The organism is Kitasatospora sp. NPDC004669 (genome assembly GCF_040609455.1).
Lineage (GTDB): Bacteria > Actinomycetota > Actinomycetes > Streptomycetales > Streptomycetaceae > Kitasatospora.
This window is the reverse complement of the sequence record NZ_JBEXKB010000001.1, coordinates 379,580-401,540: the sequence shown is the minus strand read 5'-3', so window position 1 is coordinate 401,540 and position 21,961 is coordinate 379,580. Positions and strand designations below refer to the sequence as shown.

At 70.8% G+C, this 21,961-nt stretch carries 20 protein-coding genes and 2 pseudogenes; 10 read left to right on the top strand and 12 right to left on the bottom strand.

What is annotated here, in order from left to right; translation table 11 throughout:
* Positions 1-96: 96 nt before the first annotated feature.
* From ABZW30_RS01840 to ABZW30_RS01805, 8 genes are all read right to left on the bottom strand, one after another.
* Entirely contained in the window at positions 97-456 is a 360-nt protein-coding gene (locus tag ABZW30_RS01840; protein WP_355669029.1) for a TrmO family methyltransferase, read from the bottom strand.
* 39 nt (positions 457-495) lie between these two features.
* Positions 496-1,761, bottom strand: a complete 1,266-nt coding sequence (locus ABZW30_RS01835; protein WP_355669028.1) for an ABC transporter permease — start codon at positions 1,759-1,761, stop codon at positions 496-498.
* Positions 1,758-2,471, bottom strand: coding sequence for an ABC transporter ATP-binding protein (locus ABZW30_RS01830; RefSeq protein ID WP_355669027.1), 714 nt, complete (start codon positions 2,469-2,471; stop codon positions 1,758-1,760). The genes ABZW30_RS01835 and ABZW30_RS01830 overlap by 4 nt, the downstream gene beginning before the upstream one ends.
* The gene (locus ABZW30_RS01825; protein WP_355669026.1) at positions 2,468-3,976 is read right to left on the bottom strand and encodes a peptidoglycan-binding domain-containing protein; all 1,509 of its coding nucleotides are present in this window, start codon (positions 3,974-3,976) and stop codon (positions 2,468-2,470) included. The genes ABZW30_RS01830 and ABZW30_RS01825 overlap by 4 nt, the downstream gene beginning before the upstream one ends.
* 156 nt (positions 3,977-4,132) lie before the next feature.
* Positions 4,133-4,468 carry a hypothetical protein gene (locus ABZW30_RS01820; protein ID WP_355669025.1) on the bottom strand — a complete coding sequence of 112 codons (336 nt, stop codon included), beginning with the start codon at positions 4,466-4,468 and terminating at the stop codon, positions 4,133-4,135.
* Positions 4,469-4,760: 292 nt separating this feature from the next.
* Positions 4,761-5,156, bottom strand: coding sequence for a hypothetical protein (locus ABZW30_RS01815; RefSeq protein WP_355669024.1), 396 nt, complete (start codon positions 5,154-5,156; stop codon positions 4,761-4,763).
* An 89-nt stretch (positions 5,157-5,245) separates the two neighbouring features.
* On the bottom strand, positions 5,246-5,800 hold the full coding sequence (locus ABZW30_RS01810; protein ID WP_355669023.1) for a hypothetical protein: 555 nt from the start codon (positions 5,798-5,800) through the stop codon (positions 5,246-5,248).
* 657 nt (positions 5,801-6,457) lie between these two features.
* Positions 6,458-7,078, bottom strand: coding sequence for a hypothetical protein (locus tag ABZW30_RS01805; RefSeq protein ID WP_355669022.1), 621 nt, complete (start codon positions 7,076-7,078; stop codon positions 6,458-6,460).
* A 133-nt stretch (positions 7,079-7,211) separates the two neighbouring features.
* On the opposite strand from ABZW30_RS01805, the pseudogene ABZW30_RS01800 reads away from it, so the two are divergent.
* The 3 genes and pseudogenes from ABZW30_RS01800 to ABZW30_RS01790 form a co-directional block, all read left to right on the top strand.
* Positions 7,212-7,402 (top strand): annotated as a pseudogene (locus tag ABZW30_RS01800) (hypothetical protein); the annotation flags it as partial.
* A 257-nt stretch (positions 7,403-7,659) separates the two neighbouring features.
* Positions 7,660-9,336, top strand: coding sequence for a M48 family metalloprotease (locus tag ABZW30_RS01795; RefSeq protein ID WP_355669021.1), 1,677 nt, complete (start codon positions 7,660-7,662; stop codon positions 9,334-9,336).
* A 40-nt stretch (positions 9,337-9,376) separates the two neighbouring features.
* Positions 9,377-10,492: a hypothetical protein gene (locus ABZW30_RS01790; RefSeq protein WP_355669020.1), complete on the top strand. Its 1,116-nt coding sequence runs from the start codon at positions 9,377-9,379 to the stop codon at positions 10,490-10,492.
* Between the two features lie 245 nt (positions 10,493-10,737).
* Here ABZW30_RS01790 and ABZW30_RS01785 read toward each other — a convergent pair whose 3' ends face one another.
* The 3 genes from ABZW30_RS01785 to ABZW30_RS01775 form a co-directional block, all read right to left on the bottom strand.
* On the bottom strand, positions 10,738-11,421 hold the full coding sequence (locus tag ABZW30_RS01785) for a hypothetical protein (RefSeq protein WP_355669019.1): 684 nt from the start codon (positions 11,419-11,421) through the stop codon (positions 10,738-10,740).
* A 94-nt stretch (positions 11,422-11,515) separates the two neighbouring features.
* A complete protein-coding gene (locus tag ABZW30_RS01780) occupies positions 11,516-12,310 on the bottom strand; it encodes a hypothetical protein (protein WP_355669018.1) in 795 nt (264 codons plus the stop codon).
* Complete coding sequence (locus ABZW30_RS01775) at positions 12,307-12,852, bottom strand: RNA polymerase sigma factor (RefSeq protein WP_355669017.1); 546 nt, start codon at positions 12,850-12,852, stop codon at positions 12,307-12,309. Before ABZW30_RS01775 ends, ABZW30_RS01780 begins: the two co-directional genes overlap by 4 nt.
* 85 nt (positions 12,853-12,937) lie before the next feature.
* Between ABZW30_RS01775 and ABZW30_RS01770 the strand changes: the two genes are divergently transcribed.
* The 6 genes and pseudogenes from ABZW30_RS01770 to ABZW30_RS01745 all read left to right on the top strand — a co-directional run bounded on the left by ABZW30_RS01770 (position 12,938) and on the right by ABZW30_RS01745 (position 20,453).
* Positions 12,938-13,861 (top strand): serine/threonine-protein kinase, encoded by a 924-nt coding sequence (locus ABZW30_RS01770; protein ID WP_355669016.1) that lies wholly within the window; start codon positions 12,938-12,940, stop codon positions 13,859-13,861.
* A gap of 170 nt (positions 13,862-14,031) precedes the next feature.
* Positions 14,032-14,265 (top strand): annotated as a pseudogene (locus tag ABZW30_RS01765) (LLM class flavin-dependent oxidoreductase); the annotation flags it as partial.
* A 336-nt stretch (positions 14,266-14,601) separates the two neighbouring features.
* Positions 14,602-15,285 carry a WXG100 family type VII secretion target gene (locus tag ABZW30_RS01760; protein ID WP_355669015.1) on the top strand — a complete coding sequence of 228 codons (684 nt, stop codon included), beginning with the start codon at positions 14,602-14,604 and terminating at the stop codon, positions 15,283-15,285.
* On the top strand, positions 15,282-19,013 hold the full coding sequence (locus ABZW30_RS01755) for an RHS repeat-associated core domain-containing protein (RefSeq protein ID WP_355669014.1): 3,732 nt from the start codon (positions 15,282-15,284) through the stop codon (positions 19,011-19,013). The genes ABZW30_RS01760 and ABZW30_RS01755 overlap by 4 nt, the downstream gene beginning before the upstream one ends.
* Entirely contained in the window at positions 19,010-19,447 is a 438-nt protein-coding gene (locus ABZW30_RS01750) for a hypothetical protein (RefSeq protein ID WP_355669013.1), read from the top strand. Before ABZW30_RS01755 ends, ABZW30_RS01750 begins: the two co-directional genes overlap by 4 nt.
* Before the next feature lie 118 nt (positions 19,448-19,565).
* Complete coding sequence (locus tag ABZW30_RS01745; protein ID WP_355669012.1) at positions 19,566-20,453, top strand: LLM class flavin-dependent oxidoreductase; 888 nt, start codon at positions 19,566-19,568, stop codon at positions 20,451-20,453.
* A 276-nt stretch (positions 20,454-20,729) separates the two neighbouring features.
* Here ABZW30_RS01745 and ABZW30_RS01740 read toward each other — a convergent pair whose 3' ends face one another.
* Positions 20,730-20,942 (bottom strand): hypothetical protein, encoded by a 213-nt coding sequence (locus tag ABZW30_RS01740; protein WP_355669011.1) that lies wholly within the window; start codon positions 20,940-20,942, stop codon positions 20,730-20,732.
* 165 nt (positions 20,943-21,107) lie between these two features.
* On the opposite strand from ABZW30_RS01740, the gene ABZW30_RS01735 reads away from it, so the two are divergent.
* Complete coding sequence (locus ABZW30_RS01735) at positions 21,108-21,950, top strand: HAD family hydrolase (protein ID WP_355669010.1); 843 nt, start codon at positions 21,108-21,110, stop codon at positions 21,948-21,950.
* Positions 21,951-21,961: the final 11 nt, after the last annotated feature.

The following is a 21,961-nucleotide window of genomic DNA, read 5'->3' as shown; positions in this document are numbered from 1 at the left end:
AGCGACACCCAGCCCCCTTCCACTGACAGACAAGGCGATCATGTCAGCCTGCCGGCCACTCGGGTGTCGCTTTGCGATTTTCCCAACGGAGTCCTGTCAGTCGCTGACTGCCGGCGCGAAGTAGTCGCGGAGCATGATGGTGGTCCAGTCGGCCTGGCGGTGCTCTCCGCACGGCCCCATCTCGGCAAACCACGGCTTCACGTCCAGGACCGGGGTGCCGTCGACCGCGTCGAGGTCTTCGACGTGGAGGTCCAGGCCGTCGGCCTTGATCAGGCGGCAGCGCGGCAGCGGCGGCGCCGCAGACCCAGCCGCCTTGATGGAACAGCAGGTTGTCCAGTTCTGCGGCTGCTTCCTGCGCGTCCTCGATGTCCGGCCCTGCGCATCGGCGCAACAAGACCGGCGTGTCCTCAGCCGACCCGTAGTTGTGCCCCGGCCGGGCCCGGTCGACGGAGTCAAGTCCTTCCTACATGTGCGGGACATTACCGCTGCCCCCGCCTATGTGCTCCTGAGGGCCTTCAGAGGGTCGGTGCGGGCGGCGCGGAGGGCCGGGTAGAGGCCGGCCAGCAGGCCGACGACGGTGCCGATCAGTGGGGCGGGCAGGGTGGTGGCGGGCTGCAGGACGGCGGTCCACTCGCGGGCCGCGGCCACCCCGACCACCGTCACCACACCGAGGCCGGTGCCGATCAGCCCGCCGAGGGTGCCGAGGGCCGTCGACTCGGTGAGGAACTGGGCGGCGATGTGGCCGGTGCGGGCGCCCAGGGAGCGGCGCAGGCCGATCTCCGCGGTCCGTTCCAGGACGGCGACCAGCGTGGTGTTGGCGATTCCGACCGCGCCGACCAGCAGGCAGATCCCGGCCAGTGCCAGGAACAGCCCGGTGAGGTCGGAGGTCACGTTGTCCTGGAGGCTGTGCGGGTCTGGGGGCGGGACGACGGTGAACGCGTGTGGGGCGTCCGGGCGTAGGGCGAGCGGGAGTTGGGTCGCGACCACGGGTGCCGCGCCGACCCTGGTGGCGACGAGCCCTTGGGCGCCTCGGTCCGGCTGCGGGGAGGGGTTGCCGAAGTGCTCAAGTGCCGTGTTGGCCGGGATGATCAGGCTCAGTAGGGCGCCCGGCTGGCGTTGGACGTCCGTGTAGATGCCGACGACGGTGTACGGGACGCGGTCGATGAAGACGGCCGGCTGGGCGTCCAGGCGGCTCACCCCGAGGCGCTTGGCGGCGGCCTCGCTGAGCAGCACCACCGGCTGCGCGGTCTTCTGGACGAACTCGTCCAGGCCGATCCCGGCGGTCAGGGTGGGCTCCATCGCGGCGACTGCGCCCGGGGTCGCCGCCAGGACGGACAGTCCGGTGCCCTCGTCGGGGCCGTCCGGGCGGCGGGAGAGCGTCGGGGAGCCGGGCACCGGCCACCAGACGCCGCCGGCCCGGACACCGTCGATCGCGGCGATCCGGTGGTCGGCGTCGGCGGGGAAGTCGCTCGGCGGGTTGGCGCCGGGGGCGACGCCGTCGGCGCGCGGCTGGTCGGTCACGGTGACGGTGGTGGCCTTGGTGAGGCTGAAGTGCTCGCCGATCTGGCCGGTGGCGGTTGCGGTCAGGCCGAGGACGGCGACGAAGGCGCCGATGCCCAGCACGGTGCCGAGCAGGGTCAGCGCCGAGCGGCCGGGGCGCTGGAGGATGCCGGAGAGGGCCTCGGAGAGCAGGTCGCGCGCGCTCAGGTGGGAGGGCGGCTCGGGGAGCACGGCCCCGCCGCGTCGTCGGATGCGGATCACCGGACGGGTGCTCCCGCCTCGCTGAGCACGCCGTCGTGGATGCTCACCCGGCGCTGGGCGCGGGCGGCCACCGACGGGTCGTGGGTGATGACGACCAGGGTGAAGCCCTGGGCGTGCAGGGCTTCGAACCGGTCCAGCACCGCCCCGGCATTGGCCGAGTCCAGGTTGCCGGTCGGCTCGTCGCACAGCAGCAGGCTGGGCCGGTTCACCAGGGCGCGGGCGATCGCCACCCGCTGGCGCTCGCCGCCGGACATGGTGCCGGGCAGCGCGTCGGTGCGGTGGCCGAGGCCGACCAGGCGCAGCGCGTCCACGGCGGCGGCGCGGCGGGTGCGGCGCGGGGTGCGGTTGTAGACCTGGGCGAGGAGGACGTTCTCCTCGGCGGTGCGGTGCGGGAGCAGGTGGAAGGACTGGAAGACGAAGCCGATCCGGTGCCCGCGCAGGGCCGAGCGGTCCCGGTCACGCAGGCCGGCGGTGTCGATGCCGTCCAGCTCGTAGCGGCCGGTGGTGGGGGTGTCGAGCAGGCCGAGCAGGTGCAGCAGAGTGGACTTGCCGGAGCCGGAGGGGCCGGTCACGGCCAGGTACTCGCCGCGGTGGACGGCCAGGTCGGTGGGGTGCAAGGCGACGACGGGCGGGCGGCCGGGGTGGGTGCGGCCGACGCCGTGCAGGGCGATCACGGGCTTGTCGGCGGCCTCGGCGGCGGGTGCGGTCACTTGCCGACCACCACCTGGTCGCCGGCGCGCAGTTCGGCACCGTCCGCCGGGGCGACGGCCACCATGCCGTCCGCGGTGACGCCGGTGGTGACCGGGACGGTGGTGCGGTTCCCGGCGGGGTCCACCGTCGTGACGGAGGTCCGGCCCGCGGCGTTGGTGGAGATCGCGGCGACCGGGACGGCGGTGACGGGGGCTCCCGCCTTGGCCTTGAGGACGGTGAGCCGGACGTTCTTGCCGTTCATCGCGGCGGGCAGCGGGGTGTCCTGGGTGATCGCCACCGGGACGTAACTCTGGCCTCCGGGCTGGTTGTCGGGCATTCCGGCGGCCGGGCCAGCGGCGCCGGGCCCGGCGTCCTTGCCGCCCCCCGCCGCGCCGCCGAGGGTGATCACCTTGCCGGCCGGGGGAGCGGTGGTCGGGGCGCCGACCTCGGTGACGGTGCCGCGGACGGTGGTGCCGGTGTCCTCGGCGAGGAGTTCGACGGCCATGCCCGGCTTCACGCCCGCCGCCTGGGTCGGGGTCAGCTGGCCGGTGACGGCCAGGCCACCGCTGGTGAGCGACAGCAGGGTGCCGGAGGCGGGCGAGCCGACCGCGCCGTTGACGGCGGTGACGGTGGCCGGGAGCGTGGGCAGGAACAGCACGTGGGCGGCCGGGACCATAGGGCCGTTGGCGGCTTCGGCCTTGCCGAGGGCGGCCTGGTCGGTGGCCAACTGCTTCTTGGCGGTAGCGAGTTGCTGGTCGAGGTCGCCGGTGGGGGGTTGCTGGGGCTGCTGGTTCGGTGGCGGGGTCCGGGGCGGGGTCTGGGGTGCGGTGGCGCCCGCCTTCTTCTGCGCGGTGAGGTTGTCCACCGTCTGCCGGTCGGTGTCGACCGCCTTCTGTGCGGTGTCCACGGCCTGCTGGGTGGTGGCGCCGGTGGTCGGCACCGGGTAGCCGAGCCCGCGGTAGAACTCCGCCACCGCGGCGGCGGTGCCGGGCCCGTACGAGCCCTGGTCGTCCTCGCCGCTCCCGTGCCCCAACCCGGCCAGTGCGGACTGGAGTTCGGCCACGTCGGGGCCGGTGCTGCCGGGCTTGAGGTCGCGGTACGCGGGCACCGGCCCGGGTAAGGCGAACAGCGGCTGCCCGGACACCTCGGCAAGCAGCCTCCCGGCCGTCACGGTGTCCCCCTGCTTCACCCCCAGCTTGGAGACGAACAACGCGGTCACCTCGGTCGAGGCGGCGGCCGGGACCACGTTGTACTGCGCGGGCGGGTACACCACCGCGCGGGCGGCCACCGAGGGCGTCAGCACCTGGCTGACCACCGGCGCGGTGAGCAGGCTGTTCGGCGGTGGCGCGGTCTGCGCGGCCCGCTCCGCCGGGGACTTCACCAGCGTCGCCGCCCCCACCCCGCCCACCGCCACCAGCGCGGCGGCCAGCGCCACCCCCAGCAGCACCCTCCGCCGCCGCGCGGCCCGCGACCGGGCAGGCGGGGGTGACGGAAGAGGCTGGGCGATGTCGTCGTCAGCGCTCATCGTCGTCGTGGTCAATGGTGCCCCCTCCTCGATGGTGCCCTCAGGAAGAGCATGACCTATCGGATGTCGTTGAGACGCAAGGGGGTTGGAGGCGATCGTCTGACAACGCAGCCAAGTTGGAACCGCGGCATCACGGGAGCCACCCCTGGTCCGCCTTCAGCACTCCGACAGCACCTCGCTCCGTGTCACCGGCCAGCGGCCATCCCTGGGCGCGAGGGTGTAACTCGCCAGTCGTTTCGGACGGTCCGTCAATTGGCCGGGCCGAACTCTTCCGCTCCGCGCCTCGTACTGGATCCACTTGCCAACGTCGACGCAGTCCACCAGGGTTGCCAACTTCCCGTCCACCGTGATGCTCCGGATCCGGTGATCGACGGACCCCTTGGCCACGAACCCAGCGCCAGTCAGGGCGCCTAGGTTCGCACGCAGGATCTCCAGTTGCTCACCCGCCGCGTGGTCGGCCAGTGCCGAGCCGTCACCGGACTCATTGGCCACCGGCATCGCCTTCCAGTTCTCCGGAACCAGCGGGACAGCAGCTTCGGAAGGTATTCGGCCGCCGGCACGGTGATGGTGAAGGGGAGGCTGTCGACCGGGATGCCGCTCAGGGTGAGCCGATAGCCGAAGGCGACATCGTCGAGCACCGTGAAGGCGGGCAGGCCGCCGACCTCCTGGAAGATGGCGGCGCGGGCGAAGAGGCCGTGGCCGACGGTCCGTGCCAAGCCCCGCCGACGGAGGCCGCGCCTTGTGGAGGCGGCGGACGAGGAACTCGGCGGTTCTCTTCAGCGGCTCAACTCTTGCGGGCCTCCTTCTTGTCCGAACCGCGAGCGTCGTGGGAGCTTTCGGCGAACTCCTTGTCGCCCGTTTCGGAGGTGGCTTGGCGGTCGAGAACCTTCATGATTTCCACGGACAGCGCCTGCGCCAGTGCGGGCGCGAGCGCGTCCGCCAGGGTAGTGGCGAGGGTCTGCGCGAACAGCACCCGTTCCAACTCCGACATCCGGGAGGTGGTGGGTTGCGACAACGCGGCCGCGGCCGCTTCGACCAGAGCCGAGGCCAACGGATCCTTGCCGTATTTCGCCGATGTCTTATGCGGGATCCTGATCTCCCGCATCATCTCCTCGAAGGCTTCGTCAATGAAGGCCTGGACCGGATCCCGTTCCGGTTCTTCGCCGCGCTCGGCTGCCATGATGCTCTCCTCAAGTCCTTGGTTGCCGGTGCAGGGCCTGCGCCCCGGACTGGGGTGCAGGCCCTTCAAGTGGATGGGTAAGCGTGCTCCTAGCGGCGCTGCATCAGTGCCGCCAGCAGCAGCGGGTGCTGGATGATGCTCTCGCCGCGCTCTTCACGGTCGTTGCGGCGCTGCATCAGTGCGGCCAGCAGCAGCGGGTGCTGGATGATGCTCTCGCCGCGCTCGCTGCGGCGCTGCATCAGTGCGGCCAGCAGCAGCGGGTGCTCGATGATGCTCTCGCCGCGCTCGCTGCGGCGCTGCATCAGTGCGGCCAGCAGCAGCGGGTGCTCGATGATGTTCTCGCTGCGCTCGCCACGCTCGCCACGGCGCTGCATCAGTGCGGCCAGCAGCATCGGGTGCTCGATGATGCTCTCGCCGCCCTCCTCGCGGCGGCGCGCCAGCGCGGCCAGCAGCAGGGGGTGCTCGATGATGCTCTCGCCGCCCTCCTCACGGCGGCGCGCCAGCGCGGCCAGCAGCAGGGGGTGCTCGATGACACTCTCGCCGCCCTCCTCGCCGCGCTCCCCACGACCGGCCAGCAACGCCGCCAGCAGGACATCCTGGGCCCCAACCTGTTCGCGGGTAGGGCTTTCGGTGATCGGACTCATAACTTCCCTTTCGGATGGGTGATCTGGAGCGGGGATCCTGGCGCCTTCGCCGCCCGCCCTGGCCATCCTCAGTTCGCGCCCCACGCTTCGCATCCCCAGCGGTTCGTCGAGGTCCGAACGGGTCACGATTTCGTACAGTCGGCGATGCGGCCGGGGCATTCCCGGGCTGTGCACGGCGGCGTACCGGACCGCGGTGGGCAGCACGTCGGTGCCGGCGTTGTGGGCGCGGGTAAGCGGGTTGAGGTTGTCGGCCGCGTCGGCGTACGAACGCCGCAGCCCCGGCCAGTGGCAGCAGCAGATCGCCGGGCACGGCGATCGGGCCGTAGGTGAGTGCGTACAGCTCGGTCAGTGAACCCGCCAGGCACCCGTTGATGTTGGCCTGCAGGGGGCGGAGGCTTCCGTGTCGCCGCTCGGTGATCAGTTCTGCCCCGACCAACCGGTCCGACTCGCTAATCGCGGTCGCACTCGAGACGCCGAAGCGCGAGGCGATCTCGGCGAGTGAGGTCTCTTCCTGCGGATGCAGATACAGCCGGGCCAACAGCTCCCCTTGGAAAGCTGTGCGCAGGAGAGGCAGCAGGGCCGGCGGAGGTGCTTGCCCGAGTTGCGGAGAAGCTTGCAACTCAGGCAAGCACCTACCGGTGAAGGTCGAATTCGCTCCTACGGGTGACCGGGCTGGCGCGGCACGCGCCGTGCCCTGGCGAACTTCCGTCCTCGGCTACCTGCGGCGAGTTCGCTGAGGCGCTCGCCGATCACGGAGGCGCCGGGGCGGGGCTCCTGTGCGTAGTACCGGGGTTTGCGTCGGTGCAGCAGGGCCTCGCCGTCTTCACTCCAGGTGAATCCGGGTTTCCGCAGCAGCTTCCGGAACACCGTGTCGACGGTCTCCGGGTAGGCGGCGGCGAGGCGGCGGATCGGCAGTGGCGTGATCGACTCCTCGCGCAGGTACGTGCGCAACAGGTCCTGGTGCTGCCTACGGCCCGCGCGGGCCGGGTCGGCGAAGAGGTCCCGCAACATCCCGTAGTCCGGGTAGAAGTTGAGCCCGTCGACCTCGTCGTAGATAACGCCGACGGTGTCCGAGTCCGCAAGTTCTCGCGGCAGTTCGAAGGCCGGAAAGTCCAGGCCCGGGAGCCGCCTGCCCCGCGCCCGGTCGGGCCGCTCGGCGACTGCGGCCTCCTGCTGGTGCCGGTAGTAGGCGTTGAGCTTCTCCTCGACCTCGGCCGGGGGAAGGACCAGTTCGTCGCTGCCGCAGAACTCGATGAATGTGGCCCGGTCCGCCCGCATCGACTCCCACCCCTGCTCGATCTTCTCGGGGTTGCGGAAGACCAGTTCGGGTTGACTGGCGGCCAGGTGGAGCGCGGCCCGGGCGATCTCGGTCGCGCCACGTTAGCGGTCACGCAGGTGACGTCACCGCGGGTTGCCCGAACCTCACCCGCCGGAGCGTACGCGCAGGGTCGAGGGCACGCGTCTCAGTACGGTGATCCTCCCCATCCGCCGATGGGGCGAGGGCGAGAAGATCTGGCGACGGGCCGAGGAGCTCGGGTTTCACGCGGCCTACACCTATGACCACTGTCGTGGCGGTCGTTCCGGGACGAGCCGTGGTTCGGAGTCGCTCAAACTCGCATGCGGCAGGCCCTGATGGCGATCTCCTCGAACCTAAAGCGGCGACCTCGGAGGCCGATACCGGTGAATGCCGGTGGGGCACCCACTCAAGGACGCCCTGCCCCCCCCCGCTGCGTTGTCACATGCCCCGGCTGTGAGGGCGGCTTTCCAACGGAACGCCCGGTGGATACGATCACCGCCGACCGTCACACTCCGTGCTTGCGGTCCAAGGATTTGTCCGGTCCCGGCGAGAAAGTATCACCATGGGTAGTTCCCAGCAGCCGGTCACCGGTACGGCCGACCACCTGCCGACCGCTGGCATCGGGCTCCTGGCACGCGGTCTGCTGGCTCTGGCGCTGCTTGTCGGCTTCTACCTGTTGGCCCTCGGTATCGTCGGCGGTCTCCTCACCGTCGACGTACTTCTCGCGGTCGACTCGGCGCACCCGTTCGGCCTTGGCGGGCTCAAGGTCTACGCGTTGAGCGCGGTCCTCGCGTACCCGGTGCTGCGCACGGTGTTCCTTACTCGTCGCGGGTCCGACACGGAGCCACCGCAGGGGTGGCCGGTCAGCCCGGCTGAGCAGCCGACGCTGTGGGCGCGAGTACGGCAGTTGGCGCAGGAGTCCGGCACCCGTGCACCGGACGAGGTGAGGCTTGTCGCGGAGGCCAACGCCCAGGTCTGCGAGGACGGCCGGCTGTTGGGGCTGCTGCCCGGGCGACGGCGAATGGAGCTCGGGGTCCCGCTGTTGATCGGTCTCACCGCGGCGGAGCTCGACGCCGTGATCGCCCACGAGTTGGGCCACTTCGGCAACCGGGACACCCGACTGGGTGGGCTGACCCATGCAGGCCGACGGGCACTTGTGCACACCGTCGGTGCACTGGGTGAGCGTGCCGCCCGGAACAAGGCCGCCAAGGCCGCCGAGCTCGCGGCCTTGGCAGCGGAGCGGCGTGCCAAGGGCAAGCGGGTACGGACACCGGAGGCGTCCGGCGGCGTCGACCAGGTGTTGGCCCGGATTTTCACGGCGTACGCCAGGCTGTATTTCACCGTCTCCAGCGCGGTGAGCCGTCGGCAGGAGCTCGCCGCCGACCTCGCCGCGGTCAAGCTCGCCGGCCGTGACGCGACGGCATCGGCCCTGCGCCGGCTCCCGGTGCTCGACTCGGTGCTGGACTACTACCTGGGCCGTTACGCGATGATCGGCTGGGAGGCCGGACTGCTTCCCTTGCCCGGGCAGGTCTACGGCGGCCTGGCCCACCTATTGGCCGAACCGGCGCGTCGGGAGGAGCTGGCCCGGCTGGAGCTGGAAGTGCCCGAGGCCGAGCAGGGCCCCTACGACTCGCACCCGTCGCTCGCTGCCCGGATCGCCACCATCGAGGCCCTACCGCCGGACGGACGCCCGATGGACCGCTCCGGACCTGCCCTGGGTCTGCTGGCCTTCCCCGAGGAGACCATCGCACGGGTCGAGGCCGTCACTCTGCGGCCGGATTCCGCAGCCATGAGCCGACTGGACTGGCCGGAGCTGGCCCGGCTGACCGGCCGGGCTCGGCATGCCGCGGGTGCGGGCGCCCTGCGCCAGGCCGTCGGCCTGGACCTACCGGCGGCCGCTCTGCTGGCCGAGTTGACGACCGGTCCGATCTGGGAGATCGCCGACCGGTTGCCGAAGAGCCCGCAGGCCGGGGCCGCCACCGGCCGGGTCGCCCGCGAGTTCGCCCGCCCGGTGCTGCGGACCGCGTTGTCCGACCTGGTCCTGATCGCGCTGGCTGACGCCGGGTTGGCCGGCTGGGACGTCTCCTGGGCCCAGCCGATGCGGCTGCGAATGCCCGATGCCCTGGCCCAGGGTCTGCCCGCCGCGGTCGACGCCCTGGTCACGGACACCCCGGACGGGCAGCCGCTGCGCGCCCTGCTGGCAGACGCCGGCCTCAACCTCCCCCTGGCCCCCCGCTGATCATCAGCATCATCCCCTGCTAGCAGAAACTGACTGCACCATGGACCTTCTCAGCACTCTCGGCGGTGGCACCGGTGTCATAGCCATCGCCGCGGTATCGGCCTACCGCAAGTCCCGTCGCGCCCAGCGTGCCGCCGCACCCGCTCCGGCCGGTGGCGTGCGCACGATCAACAACGCCGACTACAACTTCCCTCCCGGCAACGAGATCGACACCACCAGGGCCGCCGCCGCGGACCCCGAGGTCGGCGCCGTGCGGGCGGCCGCACTGGCAGGTGACTGGCAGACGGCCGCCGCCTACCTCGACGCGGCCGGCTCTGACTGGGACCTGCGGTGGTACCGACTCGGCGTCCTCGCCGACGTGGCCTCCGAGGACGACACCTTCGTCAAGGCCTGGCAGGCCGCACTCCCGAACGACCCGAGCGCCGCACTGGTGCACGCGGACGCCCTGGTGGCACTGGCCGGAAAGCTGCGCGGTGCCAAGGGCGCCCAGCACACCACGCGCGAGCAGTTCGACGCCTTCCACCGGGTGCTCGCCGAATCGGAGGCCGCCTGCCGGCGGGCCGCCGAGCTCGCTCCGGCGGACCCGAGCCCGTACATCGCCCAGATCTCGATCGCCATGGGCCTGGGCTGGTCGCACGAGCGCTTCCAGGCCCTGTGGGCCGAGATCGTCTCGCGCGCGCCGTTCCACTTCGGCGCGCACCGCTCCGCCCTGCAGTACTGGTGCGCGAAGTGGCGCGGCTCCCACGAGTTGATGCACGAGTTCGCCCGGCAGGCCGCCGCATCGGCGCCGCCCGGAGACCTGCTGGTGGCACTGCCGCTGTTCGCCGTCTTCGAGCAGGAGTACAAGGACGACAACTACGAGGAGGTCTACCGGCTGCCCGCCACGGCTGCCGCGGTGGATGCCGCGTGGCGTGCGGTGGTCAAGGCGCCTGCGGGACACCACCGGTTGCCGGAAGTCCGGCACATGCTCGCTTACGCCCTGGAGGCCGTCGGCCGGTACGCCGAGGCCGTGCAGCAGTTCCAGCTGATCGGCCCGTTCTGCGGAGCGGTCCCGTGGACCTACTACAACGAGCGGCTCAGGGTGTTCGGCAGCTGCCGCGCCCGGTCCGCGGTGGGCTGGGAGGACGCCGGTCGGCCGCCGGTCCCGCAGGTCTGAGACGTCGCTCAGCGAGTTCGGGCACGTAAGGTCGATGGCATGCGCTTGAGTACGGTGATCCCCCCCATCCACCGGTGGAGCGAGGGACAGAAGATCTGGCGGCAGGCCGGGCACCGGCCAGTGCAGCACGACCTCGTCGATGCCCAGCTCCTGGTAGGTGGGGGTGCACGGCCACTGGGCGTGCGAGCCTCTTCGATGTTCGGGGCCGGCTCCGCCCGGCGGCGAGGGCGGAGCCGGGCTGCCGTTCAGGAGGAGAGGCGGTTCAGCGCTGCGGTGGCGATGCCTTCGACGTAGGTCGGGGCGTCGGTGGGCTGGCCGACAAGCTCGACGATGGCGACCTTGGTGCCGCTGCGCAGGACCGCGGCCCCGCCGCTGACGGTGCCGTCGCCGTTGTAGGCCGGGTACCAGCGGGCGGTGCCGCCGGTGACGGTCAGGGTGTGGGCCGCGCCGTAGTGCCAGTGGCCGGCGGGCTCGTCCTGGCAGTCCTGAACGAGCGCGACGAGCTGCTTCTCCCAGGTGGCGGCCTCGGCCCCGGTGGGGGCGCTCGCGACCGACTCGGTCAGTCGGCCGTCGGTGTCGAGGGTCCAGGTCGCGGAGGCGTACGCGGTGGCCTTGTCCTTGGCCAGGTCGCGCATCGTCTCCTCGCCGGAGCACGCGGACAGCGCCTGGCGTCCGGTCAGCGAAACGGTCGCGCCGACCGGGTTCAGGCCCTGCTGGAAGTCCTCGCTCTGGACGAGGTCGGCGGAGCCGAGTCCGGGTGCGGCGACCGCGACCGCAGCCGGGTGGGCGGCGTTGTGCGCGGCCCCGTCGGCGGTGGCCGACTGGGTGCCGACGACGCTGACCGTGATCAGTGAGGCGGCGAAGCAGGCCGCGGCGGCGAGTCGGTTGCGGCGAACGGACTTCTGCTGGACGGTCTGGTTCTCGGTCATCTGGTCCCCCTGCTGGTCGGGACGCCTGCTGCGTCCTCGTACAACCGGGGAGATGCCGCCGGCGGAGGGAAAGTTGGAGCCCTGACCGGCTGTTTCACAGCTGTGACAGAGCGGTCCTGACGACGCGGTCCATCGCGGCCGTCCCCAGGCAGGCATCGACCTCCAGCACCCCGTAGTGGTTGCCGCTGCGCAGCACGGCGATGCCGCCGCAGGGCTCCTTGCCCACGGGCGCTGCGCCGGTGGTGTTGAGGGATCCCTGGTAGGCGCCCATCCAGCTCGCGGTGACATCCGGGGCGAGCTGCAGCGTCGTGGTCCTTCCGTAGACCCAGTGCCCCGGCGGTTCCTCCTGGCAGGGCACCTCCTCCAGCAGTAGGCGATCGGTGAAGTTCTGCGCCAGGGAAGGGCTCAGGGCCTCGGCGGCGACCTCGCGGGCGACCTGGTCGACGTGGTCGGCGGCCGGCGTGGGGTCGCCCGGGCCGGTGCGGGAGCTGGTCATCAGTCCGCGGAAGTGGGCACCGGGCCCGCCCAGGGTCTGCGTGAGGGTTTTCTCGCCGGTACAGGCCGGGTTGGCGTAAACCCCGTCGCCGTACCGGTCGGTGACGCGGATCTGCCCGGCGCCGACGTCCGGGCTGAACGCCGCGGGTTCCAGAAGGTTCGCGGTCGTCACCGGCCCGGTCGCACCGGTCACACCGGTCGCACCGGTCGCACCGGTCGGCGAGGCGGAGGCGGAGGCCGAGGCCGCGGGCGGCGGGACGGACACGCCGGGCGGCGGTGGCAGGACGAACCGGCCGGTCGCCAGCCCGAGCGCGGCGGCTGCCACCAGGGCGGCGACGGCGGACCGGCGCCGGACGACGGCGTGGCCGCCGCCCGCCGCGGGACCGCCGTTCACAGACCGGTGACCAGGCGCTCGCGCATGAAGCGGCGGGCCTGGTGGATACGGTCCTTGACCGTGCCCAACGGGGCGTCCAGCGCCTCGGCCACCTGGACGTAGGTCAGGTCGCCCAGGTCGCGCAGCACGAAGGACTCCACCAGGGTGGGGTGCTGCTGCTCCAGCGCGGCCAGTGCCTCCATCAGGTCGAGCCTGGTCCCGGCGATGACGCTGGTGGTGCGCGGGTCGACGGACTCGGGGAGGTCGGCGTGGCTGTCCTCGGCGCGCCGGCGCATCGAGCGGTACGTGGACCGGGCGGCGTTCGAGGCGATCACCGTCACCCAGCCCAGGAAGGAGCCGTGGCCGCCGTACTCGCCCAGGTGCGTGCTGATGGACAGTAGTGCGTCCTGCGCGGCCTCCTCCGCGTCGGCGTGGTGGGGCAGGAAGCGCGAGCAGCGGCGCAGCACCACCGGCCGCAGCTTGGCCAGCAGGTACTCCGTCGACCCCGGGTCCCCCGCCTGAGCAGCCGCCACGAGCCGTTCCAGCTCGCCTTCCTCGAACACCCGGATCCCCCGTTCCGTCCCGCCCGGCATCCCACCCGTCAACGGGAGTTCCGCACTCCCCCCGACTCCGGCAGAATGCTGCCACATGCGCAAGCTCGGCCGTTACCTCCTCCTGGAGCGGCTCGGAGCCGGCTCCTTCGCGACGGTCTGGAAGGCCTACGATCCGGAGCTCGACACCGAGGTCGCGGTGAAGGTGCTGGCCGAGAACTGGGCCGCCAACGCCGATGTGCGCGAGCGGTTTCTGGTGGAGGCGAGGTTGCTGCGCCGGATCGCCAGCCCGCGGGTGGTCCGGGTGCACGACGTCGGGGTGCAGGAGGACCGGCCCTACTTCGTCATGGACTACGTACGCGGCGGCACCCTGGCGGACCGGGTCGGGCGGTGCGACCCGCAGGAGGCGCTGCGGCTGGCCGCGGAGGCGGGCTACGCGGTCCAGGTCCTGCACGAGGCGGGCGTGGTGCACCGCGACGTCAAGCCGTCCAACCTGCTGCTCGCCACCGGCCCTGCGCCCGCCGCGGTGCTGGTGGCGGATCTGGGCAGCGCGAAGCAACTGGCCGACGCATCCGGGCTGACGGTGACCACGGGCACGCCCGCGTACATGGCACCGGAACAAGCCTTCCAGACCGGCGGGTTCGACGGGAGGGCCGACGTGTACGCGCTGGCCGTCGTGGCCTACGAGCTGCTGACCGGGCAGAAGCCGTTCGGCCCGGGCGGACGCGCCACAGCCCTGATGACCGACCAGCCGACCGCCTCGACGCTGCCGACGCTCCCAGCCGGAACGGAGCTCCCACCGAACGTCGCCCTGCTGCTACGGGCCGCGATGTCCGTCGAGCCGGCGGACCGACCGCCGACCGCCCAGGCCTTCGCAGACGCGCTGCTGGCTCCGGTCCCGCAGTCCCAACCCCCGGGGCCTGTCCTGGAAGGCCCCGGGTGGCTGACCCCGCGCGCGGTCTGTCTGGCGTCGGGCACGGTGTTCACGGCGACGACCCTACTGAGCTGGCTGCAGCGTTGAATCCGACAGGGAGCCGGTCCGCACCGGCGGGTCGGGCCGGTCAACGGCGAACACCGGGTACTCGATCCGCCAGGTGGACAGATCCGGCAGGAACTGGGTGAGCGGCCCCCGGTAGTGCCTCGTCACGTCAGAGGGCGCCGGCCGCTGACCGCTACCGTAGGGTCGGTGGTATGCGTCTGAGCACGGTGATCCTCCCCATCCACCGGTGGAGCGAGGGACAGAAGATCTGGCGGCGGGCCGAGGACCTCGGGTTCCACGCCGCGTACACCTATGACCACCTGAGCTGGCGGAGCTTCCGGGAGGAGGCGTGGTTCGGGTCGGTCCCGACGCTGACCGCCGCCGCGACGGCGACCGAGCGGATCCGGCTCGGCACGCTCGTGACTTCGGTCAATCATCGTTCACCCACCGCAGCCGACCTGCGGACGGATCCACATCCAATCGACGTTCCGTCATCGGGAAGAGGGGGCGCCCCCTCGCCACCCGAGGTGACATGCCTCACCCTCAGCCCTCGTTCCGACTCACGATGCGATGCCACGTCGCAAGCCCCAGCCCGCGTCTGACCTGTGGTGGTACCGAGACGGACCCTTACGGCGGGCAGGATGCCAGAAGGGGAAGCTCCTGTTCCTCTCGACCTCCCTTGCGTGAACGGGAACCTGTTGAGCCATGCTGCTGTCCTTCAATGACGCATACGCATGCAATAACGGGGGCATGGCATGGCGATCGAGCTACCGCATGACGTAGTGACGCTCCTGAATTTCATCGGGATCAAGTGGCCGACGGTGAACGAGGACAAGGTCCGCGACTTCGCGCACCATGTCCGGCAGTTCGCCAAGGACGTGGAGGCCACCCACGGGCACTCCAGCGCGACGGTCAAGCAGGTCGGCGACTCGTACGAGGGCGAGTCGTACGAAGCGCTGGCGAAGAAGTGGGCCGCGGCCTCGAACGACCACTTCGACGAGATCGTGCAGGCGTGCCACACGGTGGCGACCGCGCTGGACGTCGCAGCGGACACGATCGTGGCGGCGAAGATCGCGACGATCGCCGAACTCACCGTCCTCGCAGCTGCGTTCATCGCCGACCAGGCCGCCGCCGTGGCGACGCTCGGCCTGGCCGAGGCCGGCGTGATCGCGATCGAGGAGGCCGGCAAGCGCCTGGTCAACGCCCTGGTGCAGCAACTGGAGCAGCACATCATCGCCGAGGTCATCGAGGCGGCGATCAGCCCGCTGATCGACACGGTCTCCGAGGCCGTCACCGGGCTGGTCTTCGAGGCGGCCGCCGCAGGCGCGAACAGCGCCGGCAGCGGCTACAAGATCGACCCGGCAGCCCTGGAGGCCCACGCCCGCACCATGCACGAGCACGCACAGGCCGTCGCCGGGCACGCCCAAACGTTCCAGACCAAGGTCGCGGGGGTCAGCTTCGAATGAGCAACCCGATCGTCAAAGCCCTCCAGCACAGCGCCCAGAAGCTCGGCAAGACCCTCGCCGACGACGCCGGCAAGGCGATGAAGGGCTTCTACCACAAGACCGGCAACAACCTGAAGCAGGTCGCCCACAACACCCGCCAGGCCGAGGCCAGGCACGCCGCCGAGATGGACAAGCTCCTCAAGGGCGGCGGCAAGGACATGCCCCACCCCGGCTCCGGCAGCGGCGCCCGCAGCGGTGACTCCCATCCGAAGGGCCGCGGCCGGGACCAGGCCAGCGACCCCCGCACCGAAGGCCGGGCTCACGACTCCCGCTGCGGCGGGGGCGAGCCCGTCGACATGGCCACCGGCCGGATGTACATCGACCAGGTCGACGCCTCCCTCCCCGGCTCCCTCCCGCTGCTCTTCACCCGCAACTTCGAATCCGGCTACATCGCGGGTCGGTGGATGGGCCCCAAGTGGGTCTGCACCTTCGACGAACGCCTGGAGATCGACGCCGAGGGCGTCGTCCACATACGCGCCGACCGCATCACCCAGGCATACCCCCACCCCAACCCCGGCGAGACCGTCGAAGCCAGCGCCGGCGAGCGCCGCCAACTGCGGTTGGCCACAGGCGGGTACCACCTCCGCGACCACTCCACCGGCCTCACCCGCGAGTTCACCATCGCCGCCGGCGGCACCGAAGCCCTGCTCACCCGCGTCCGCGACCGCCACGGCCGCCACTACACCCTCGCCTACGACGAGGACGGCGTCCCGCAGTCCATCACTCACTCAGGCGGCTACGAACTGCGCGTCACCGTCGATGCCGACCGCATCACCGCCCTGCGCCTCGCCAACGCCACCGAAACCGGCGGCGAAGCCCTCCTGCTGCGCTACAGCTACACCGACGGCCACCTCAGCGCCGTCTACAACTCCAGCGGCAAGCCCATGCGCTTCGCCAACGACGTCACCGGCCGCATCCTCTCCTGGACCGACCGCAACGACTCCCGCTACCTCTACACCTACGACCACCTCGACCGCGTGGTCGACGAAGGCGGAGCCGACGGCGCCCTGCGCTTCCACTTCACCTACGGCTCCCCCGACCCCGAAACCGGCCTGCGCACCCACACCGAAACCAACGCCCTCGGCCACACCACGGCCTACCTGGTCAACGACGACGCCCAGATCACCGCCCAGACAGACCCCCTCGGCAACACCACCACCTACGAACGCGACGAGTACGACCGTCTACTCACCGAAACCGACCCGCTCGGTCGCACCACCCACTACGAGTACGACGGCGCCGGTGACCTCGTGCGCATCACGCGCCCGGACGGGAGGAGGAGCACCGCCACCTACCATGACCGGCTCAGCCTGCTGGAATCCATCATCGAACCGGGTGGCGCCACCTGGCTGCAGGCGTACGACGACAACGGTCTCAGGAGCAGCCTCACCGACCCGCTGGGCGCTACCACCCACTTCGCCTACGACGAGCACGGCCACCTGGCCACCGTCACCGATGCCCTCGGCCAGACAACCCTCGTCCGTTGTAGCGCCGCAGGCCTCCCTTTGGAGATCACCGACCCCACCGGCGGCACCACACACCTTGAGTACGACGCCTTCGGCCGCAGAGTGACCGTTACCGACGCTCTCGGATCGGCCACCCGTACGACGTGGACGGTCGAAGGCTTCATGGCGTCGCGCGTGTCCGCAGACGGCAGTGCGGAGGCGTGGGCGTACGACGGTGAAGGCAACCTCCTCAGCCACACCGACGAGCTCGGTCGGATCACCACGTTCGAGTACACGCACTTCGAGAGCCTTGCTGCCCGAACCGGGCCCGATGGCGCCCGCCTCGCCTTCGCCTACGACGCCGACATGCAGCTCACAACCGTCACCGATGCGCTGGGCCACAGTTGGAGCTATGCATACGACGCAGCGGGACGGCTGGTGGAGGAGCGTGATTTCCACGGACGCACCATCAGTTACCGGCTCGACGGCGCCGGTCAACTGATCTGCCATGTCAACCCGCTCGGACAGGAGACCCACTACACCTACGACGTGCTGGGCAGGACCACGACGCTGGATGCGAATGGCCTCGTGTCCACCTACTCCTACGACGACGCCGGGCATCTGATCCAGGCCTCGAACCAGGATGCCGTGCTCATCCGTACGGTTGATGCTCTCGGAAATGTCCTGACCGAGAGCGTCAACGGACACGCTGTCACCCGTGAACGGGATTCCCTCGGCCGCGTCACCCGGCGAACCACTCCAAGCGGACACGTCAGCTCATGGCACTACGCCGCCAGTGGCCAGCCCATCTCCCTCGAAACGACTTCAGGCAGCCTCTCCTTCGCCTACGATGCACTCGGTCGGGAGCTCACCCGAACCGTCGGTGGTCGCCTCGAGCTGACGAGCACCTGGGACGTCCGACACCGCCTCACAAGCCAGACCCTCCGTGGCCTGGAGGCAGTCGTGCAAGGCCGCGCCTACTCCTACCGAGCCGACGGCCACCTGGTGGGCATCGATGACCACCTGGCAGGTCCTCGCACCTTCAACCTGGACTCCGTAGGCCGCATCACCGGTGTGCAGGCCGTCGGACGGGGCGAGACCTACCGGTACAACGCGAGTGGCGACCTGGTGGAGGCCGACTGGCCGGCGACCGGGGCCACCCGGGCATCCCTGGGGTCGCGGGTCTTCGACGGCACCCAACTCGCGGCCGCCGGCCGCGTCCGCTACGAGCACGACGCCGCCGGACGCACCACGCTCCGCCAGGTAACCCGGCTCTCAAGGAAGCCTGACACCTGGCACTACAGGTGGGACGCCGGCGACCGCCTCACGGATGTCATCACACCCGATGGCACGCGCTGGCACTACCTCTACGATCCTCTCGGTCGTCGCATCGCCAAACAGCGGCTCGCTTCCGACAGAACCACCGTGGTCGAGCAGAGCGACTTCGCCTGGGACGGCTCCAACCTGACCGAGCAGACCACCCGTGCGCCCTATCTTCCTGGACCGCACACCCTGACCTGGGACCACAACGGAGTCCAACCGATAGCCCAGTCCGAAGCGATCGACCCCGGCGGCGTAGCACAGCAGTGTGTGGATCGCAGGTTCTTCGCGATCGTCACCGATCTCGTCGGCACGCCGACCGAACTCGTCGACCCGGCCACCGCGACCGTTGCCTGGCGCGCCGTGTCCACCCTCTGGGGACACACGACCTGGCCCAGGGACAGCGCGACCTACACTCCGCTGCGCTTTCCCGGCCAGTACTTCGATGCCGAGACCCGCCTCCACTACAACGTCCACCGCTACTACGATCCCGAGACCGCCCGCTACATCACCCCCGACCCCCTCGGCCTGGTTCCCGCCCCGAACCCGGATACCTACGTCCACAACCCGCTGACCTGGACGGACCCGTTGGGGCTGTCCCCACACCGCACCAGGCCCAGGATCGAGAACGGTAACGAGAGGGAGGGGTGGCAGCACATCGATGAACGCCACATCTCAGGCACCAGCGCCCAGGGCCACGGCGACCTGATGCCACCCACCACAACACGGGCTCACGTCCAGGCCGCCGTGGAGAAAGTGGTGAAGCGAGGGCAACGAATATCCGACCCGGGCCGACGTATGCAGCTGTACGAGAAGAGGATGACCGTGAACGGCATGAGCGCAAGGTATCGAGTACTGGTCGACTCGCATGATGGCAACCGAGTCGTCACTTTCTTCCCGGTTGGAAAGAGCTACCGGCCGTGATCACATTCAACTTCTCCCGGAGGCCGTCCCAGGGGACGCCGAGTGGCTTCGATCTCGGAGACATCGAGATCTCCGGAGACGGCTCATCCGTGAGTTCCGTCGGGAAACTCCCGGACCAAGGGATGATGATCTTTCCCTCCCTGAGCCTTCTGCTGGACCAGGTCCGCCAGCCAGTCTCGTCCGGCCGGGGGACCGTCGAATTCTGCGGCGTCGACTCGTCGTTCCAGGTGAAATTCACGGTGGCGAAGGGAGTTGTCACCGCCGTCGGCGAGCAAGGAGAGATCGGGCGAATGTCGGTGCCGGACTTCATCGGCGCCCTCCTCGCTGCCGTGAGTTCATTTTCGGAAGGTGAACTGAGCAGGCTTTCGGAGGTTGATCCCGTCCGGGACGACCTGGCGTGTGCCATTGCGGATTTCCGGAGGCTCTCCCGATAGACGCGGAACAGAACACGCAGGCTGCCTCCTGTGACGGCGTGGCCGGCCGGGCGGCTACGGCTCCCGGCTGGCCGATGTTCCGCTCTGGTGCACCTGCGTCGACGCGTAGGGTCGGGGCATGCGACTGAGTACGGTGATCCTTCCCATCCACCGGTGGGGCGAGGGGCAGAAGATCTGGCGGCGGGCCGAGGAGCTGGGGTTCCATGCGGCGTACACGTATGACCACCTGAGCTGGCGGTCGTTCCGCGAGGAGCCGTGGTTCGGGTCGGTGCCGACCCTCACGGCGGCTGCCACGGCGACCGAGCGGTTGCGCTTGGGCACGCTGGTGACCTCGCCGAACTTTCGCCACCCGGTGACGCTGGCGAAGGAGTTGATCACGCTGGACGACGTGTCCGGCGGGCGGGTCACGCTAGGGATCGGGGCCGGCGGGACGGGCTTCGACGCCACCGCGCTGGGGCAGCAGGCCTGGTCGCCGCGGGAGCGGGCGGACCGGTTCGGGGAGTTCCTGCCGCTGCTGGACGAGCTGCTGCGCAGCGACGCGACGACGCGGGAGGGTGCGTACTACTCGGCGGTCGAGGCGCGGAATGTCCCCGGATGCGTGCAGACGCCGCGGGTGCCGTTCTACGTGGCGGCCGCCGGCCCGCGCGGGATGCGGCTGGCCGCCGAGTACGGGCAGGGCTGGGTGACGTACGGGGACCCGAAGGGGCCCGCGGACGTGCCGGTGGAGCAGGCGTCCGGGGTGATCGCCGCACAGATCGAGAAGCTGACGGCCGCCTGCGAGGCCCGCGGCCGGGACGTCCGTGAGCTGGAGAAGATGCTGCTCCAGGGCTCGACGGCGGAGCAGCCGCTGGCCTCCCTGGACGCCTTCGTCGACTGGGCGGGCACGTACAAGGAGCTGGGCATCACCGAGCTGGTGATCCACTGGCCCGTCCCGGACTCCATCTTCGAGAACGACCTCGCCGTCTTCGAGAAGATCGCCACCGAGGGCCTCGCCCAGCTGAGTTGACGCCTACCGCCGGAGCGGGCCCGCCCGCAGCCCTGCATCGCGGCTGACCACAACATCAAGATCTGCCGCTGTCGTGCCAGTTCATCTTGTCGGGTCAAGGGCCACCGCGACGGCAGTCATGCCAGGGCGAGCGCTGTACGCCTGGGTACAGTCCGGTGCGCCCGAGCCCGAGACCCTCGCCGCCGTGCGGCATGGCGATGCACTCGTCGCTGTGCTTCACCAGGAGCACTCGCGTTGTGCGCTGGGTGCGGCGCACCGAGCGGTGACGCAGGGCGGTCACGGGTGCGGGCGGGTGCGCTGGGCGGGAAGGGCGGGGACCGGGGCCGGGGTGCGGCGGGCGAGTTCGGCGAGGGTGTGGAAGAGGACCTCACCGAGCAGGACCGGTTCGCGGGAGGCGGCGGGCGCGTCCGGCTCGTCCGGCTCGTCCGGGTAGGCGGTGGTGGGGCGGCGGGTCGGGGGCGGCTCGTCTCGGAGCTGGCTTGTGGGCATGGCTCTTCCTGCCGACGGGGTGACCGTGATCATTCCTGCCCGTTCGACCCGCACCGACACCCCGGACAGGGGCGAATCGGCCGGAAACGGCGCTTGGAGGGCCGGAACCCGCCCGTACGGTCACGGGTTCCGGCCGCCGCCCCGGGCGGTGACCCGGCGGCGCCCATGGGTCAAGATGGACCGGTGACCGAACCCCGCACCACCCCCCGCCTCATCGCCACCGACCTGGACGGCACCCTGCTCTGCGCTGCCGGCACCGTCAGCGATCGCACCGCCGCGGCCCTGGCTGCGGCCGAGGCGGCCGGGATCCAGGTGGTGTTCGTGACCGGGCGGCCGCCGCGCTGGATGCAGCAGGTGAGCCCGCACATCGGCGGCCACGGGGTGGCGATCTGCTCGAACGGCGGCGCGATCGTGGACGTCCGGCGCGGCGAGCTGGTGGAGTACTTCCCGATGTCGGCCGGGACCACGCTGGCGGTGGTCGAGGCGCTGCGGACCAAGCTGCCCGGCACCGCCTTCGCCTTCGAGTACGCGGACGGGTGGGCCCGCGAGCCCGAGTACGAGGTGCTGATGTGGGGCGACGACGTGGTCCGCGCGATCGGCCCGGCCGAGGAGCTGCTGGCGGACGGCGGCCCGGTGCGGGGCCTGTTCAAGCTGCTGGCCAAGCACCCGGACCTCGACCCGGACACCTTCCTCGCCGAGGCCAGGACGGCCGCCGGGCACCTGGCGGAGATCACCCGCTCCGCGCCGATCCCGCTGCTGGAGATCAGCGCGTCCGGCGTCACCAAGGCCAGCACGCTGGCCCGCTGGTGCGCCGAGCACGGGATCGACCGCAGTGAGGTGGTGGCCTTCGGTGACATGCCGAACGACCTGGAGATGCTGGCCTGGGCCGGGACCGCGTACGCCGTCGCCAACGCGCACCCGCAGGTGCTGGCGGCGGTGTCGCTGCACACCGTGAGCAATGAGCAGGACGGCGTCGCGGCCGTGCTGGAGGGGTTCCTGCCCCGGTAGGACCCAGTAGC

Bases quoted from the DNA above. Each gene is read 5' to 3' on its own strand.
- ABZW30_RS01825 (WP_355669026.1), bottom strand. From the start codon at position 3,976: ATGAGCGCTGACGACGACATCGCCCAGCCTCTTCCGTCACCCCCGCCT.
- ABZW30_RS01815 (WP_355669024.1), bottom strand. From the start codon at position 5,156: ATGGCAGCCGAGCGCGGCGAAGAACCGGAACGGGATCCGGTCCAGGCC.
- ABZW30_RS01810 (WP_355669023.1), bottom strand. From the start codon at position 5,800: ATGAGTCCGATCACCGAAAGCCCTACCCGCGAACAGGTTGGGGCCCAG.
- ABZW30_RS01805 (WP_355669022.1), bottom strand. From the start codon at position 7,078: ATGCGGGCGGACCGGGCCACATTCATCGAGTTCTGCGGCAGCGACGAA.
- ABZW30_RS01795 (WP_355669021.1), top strand. From the start codon at position 7,660: ATGGGTAGTTCCCAGCAGCCGGTCACCGGTACGGCCGACCACCTGCCG.
- ABZW30_RS01790 (WP_355669020.1), top strand. From the start codon at position 9,377: ATGGACCTTCTCAGCACTCTCGGCGGTGGCACCGGTGTCATAGCCATC.
- ABZW30_RS01785 (WP_355669019.1), bottom strand. From the start codon at position 11,421: ATGACCGAGAACCAGACCGTCCAGCAGAAGTCCGTTCGCCGCAACCGA.
- ABZW30_RS01770 (WP_355669016.1), top strand. From the start codon at position 12,938: ATGCGCAAGCTCGGCCGTTACCTCCTCCTGGAGCGGCTCGGAGCCGGC.
- ABZW30_RS01755 (WP_355669014.1), top strand. From the start codon at position 15,282: ATGAGCAACCCGATCGTCAAAGCCCTCCAGCACAGCGCCCAGAAGCTC.
- ABZW30_RS01745 (WP_355669012.1), top strand. From the start codon at position 19,566: ATGCGACTGAGTACGGTGATCCTTCCCATCCACCGGTGGGGCGAGGGG.
- ABZW30_RS01740 (WP_355669011.1), bottom strand. From the start codon at position 20,942: ATGCCCACAAGCCAGCTCCGAGACGAGCCGCCCCCGACCCGCCGCCCC.
- ABZW30_RS01735 (WP_355669010.1), top strand. From the start codon at position 21,108: ATGGGTCAAGATGGACCGGTGACCGAACCCCGCACCACCCCCCGCCTC.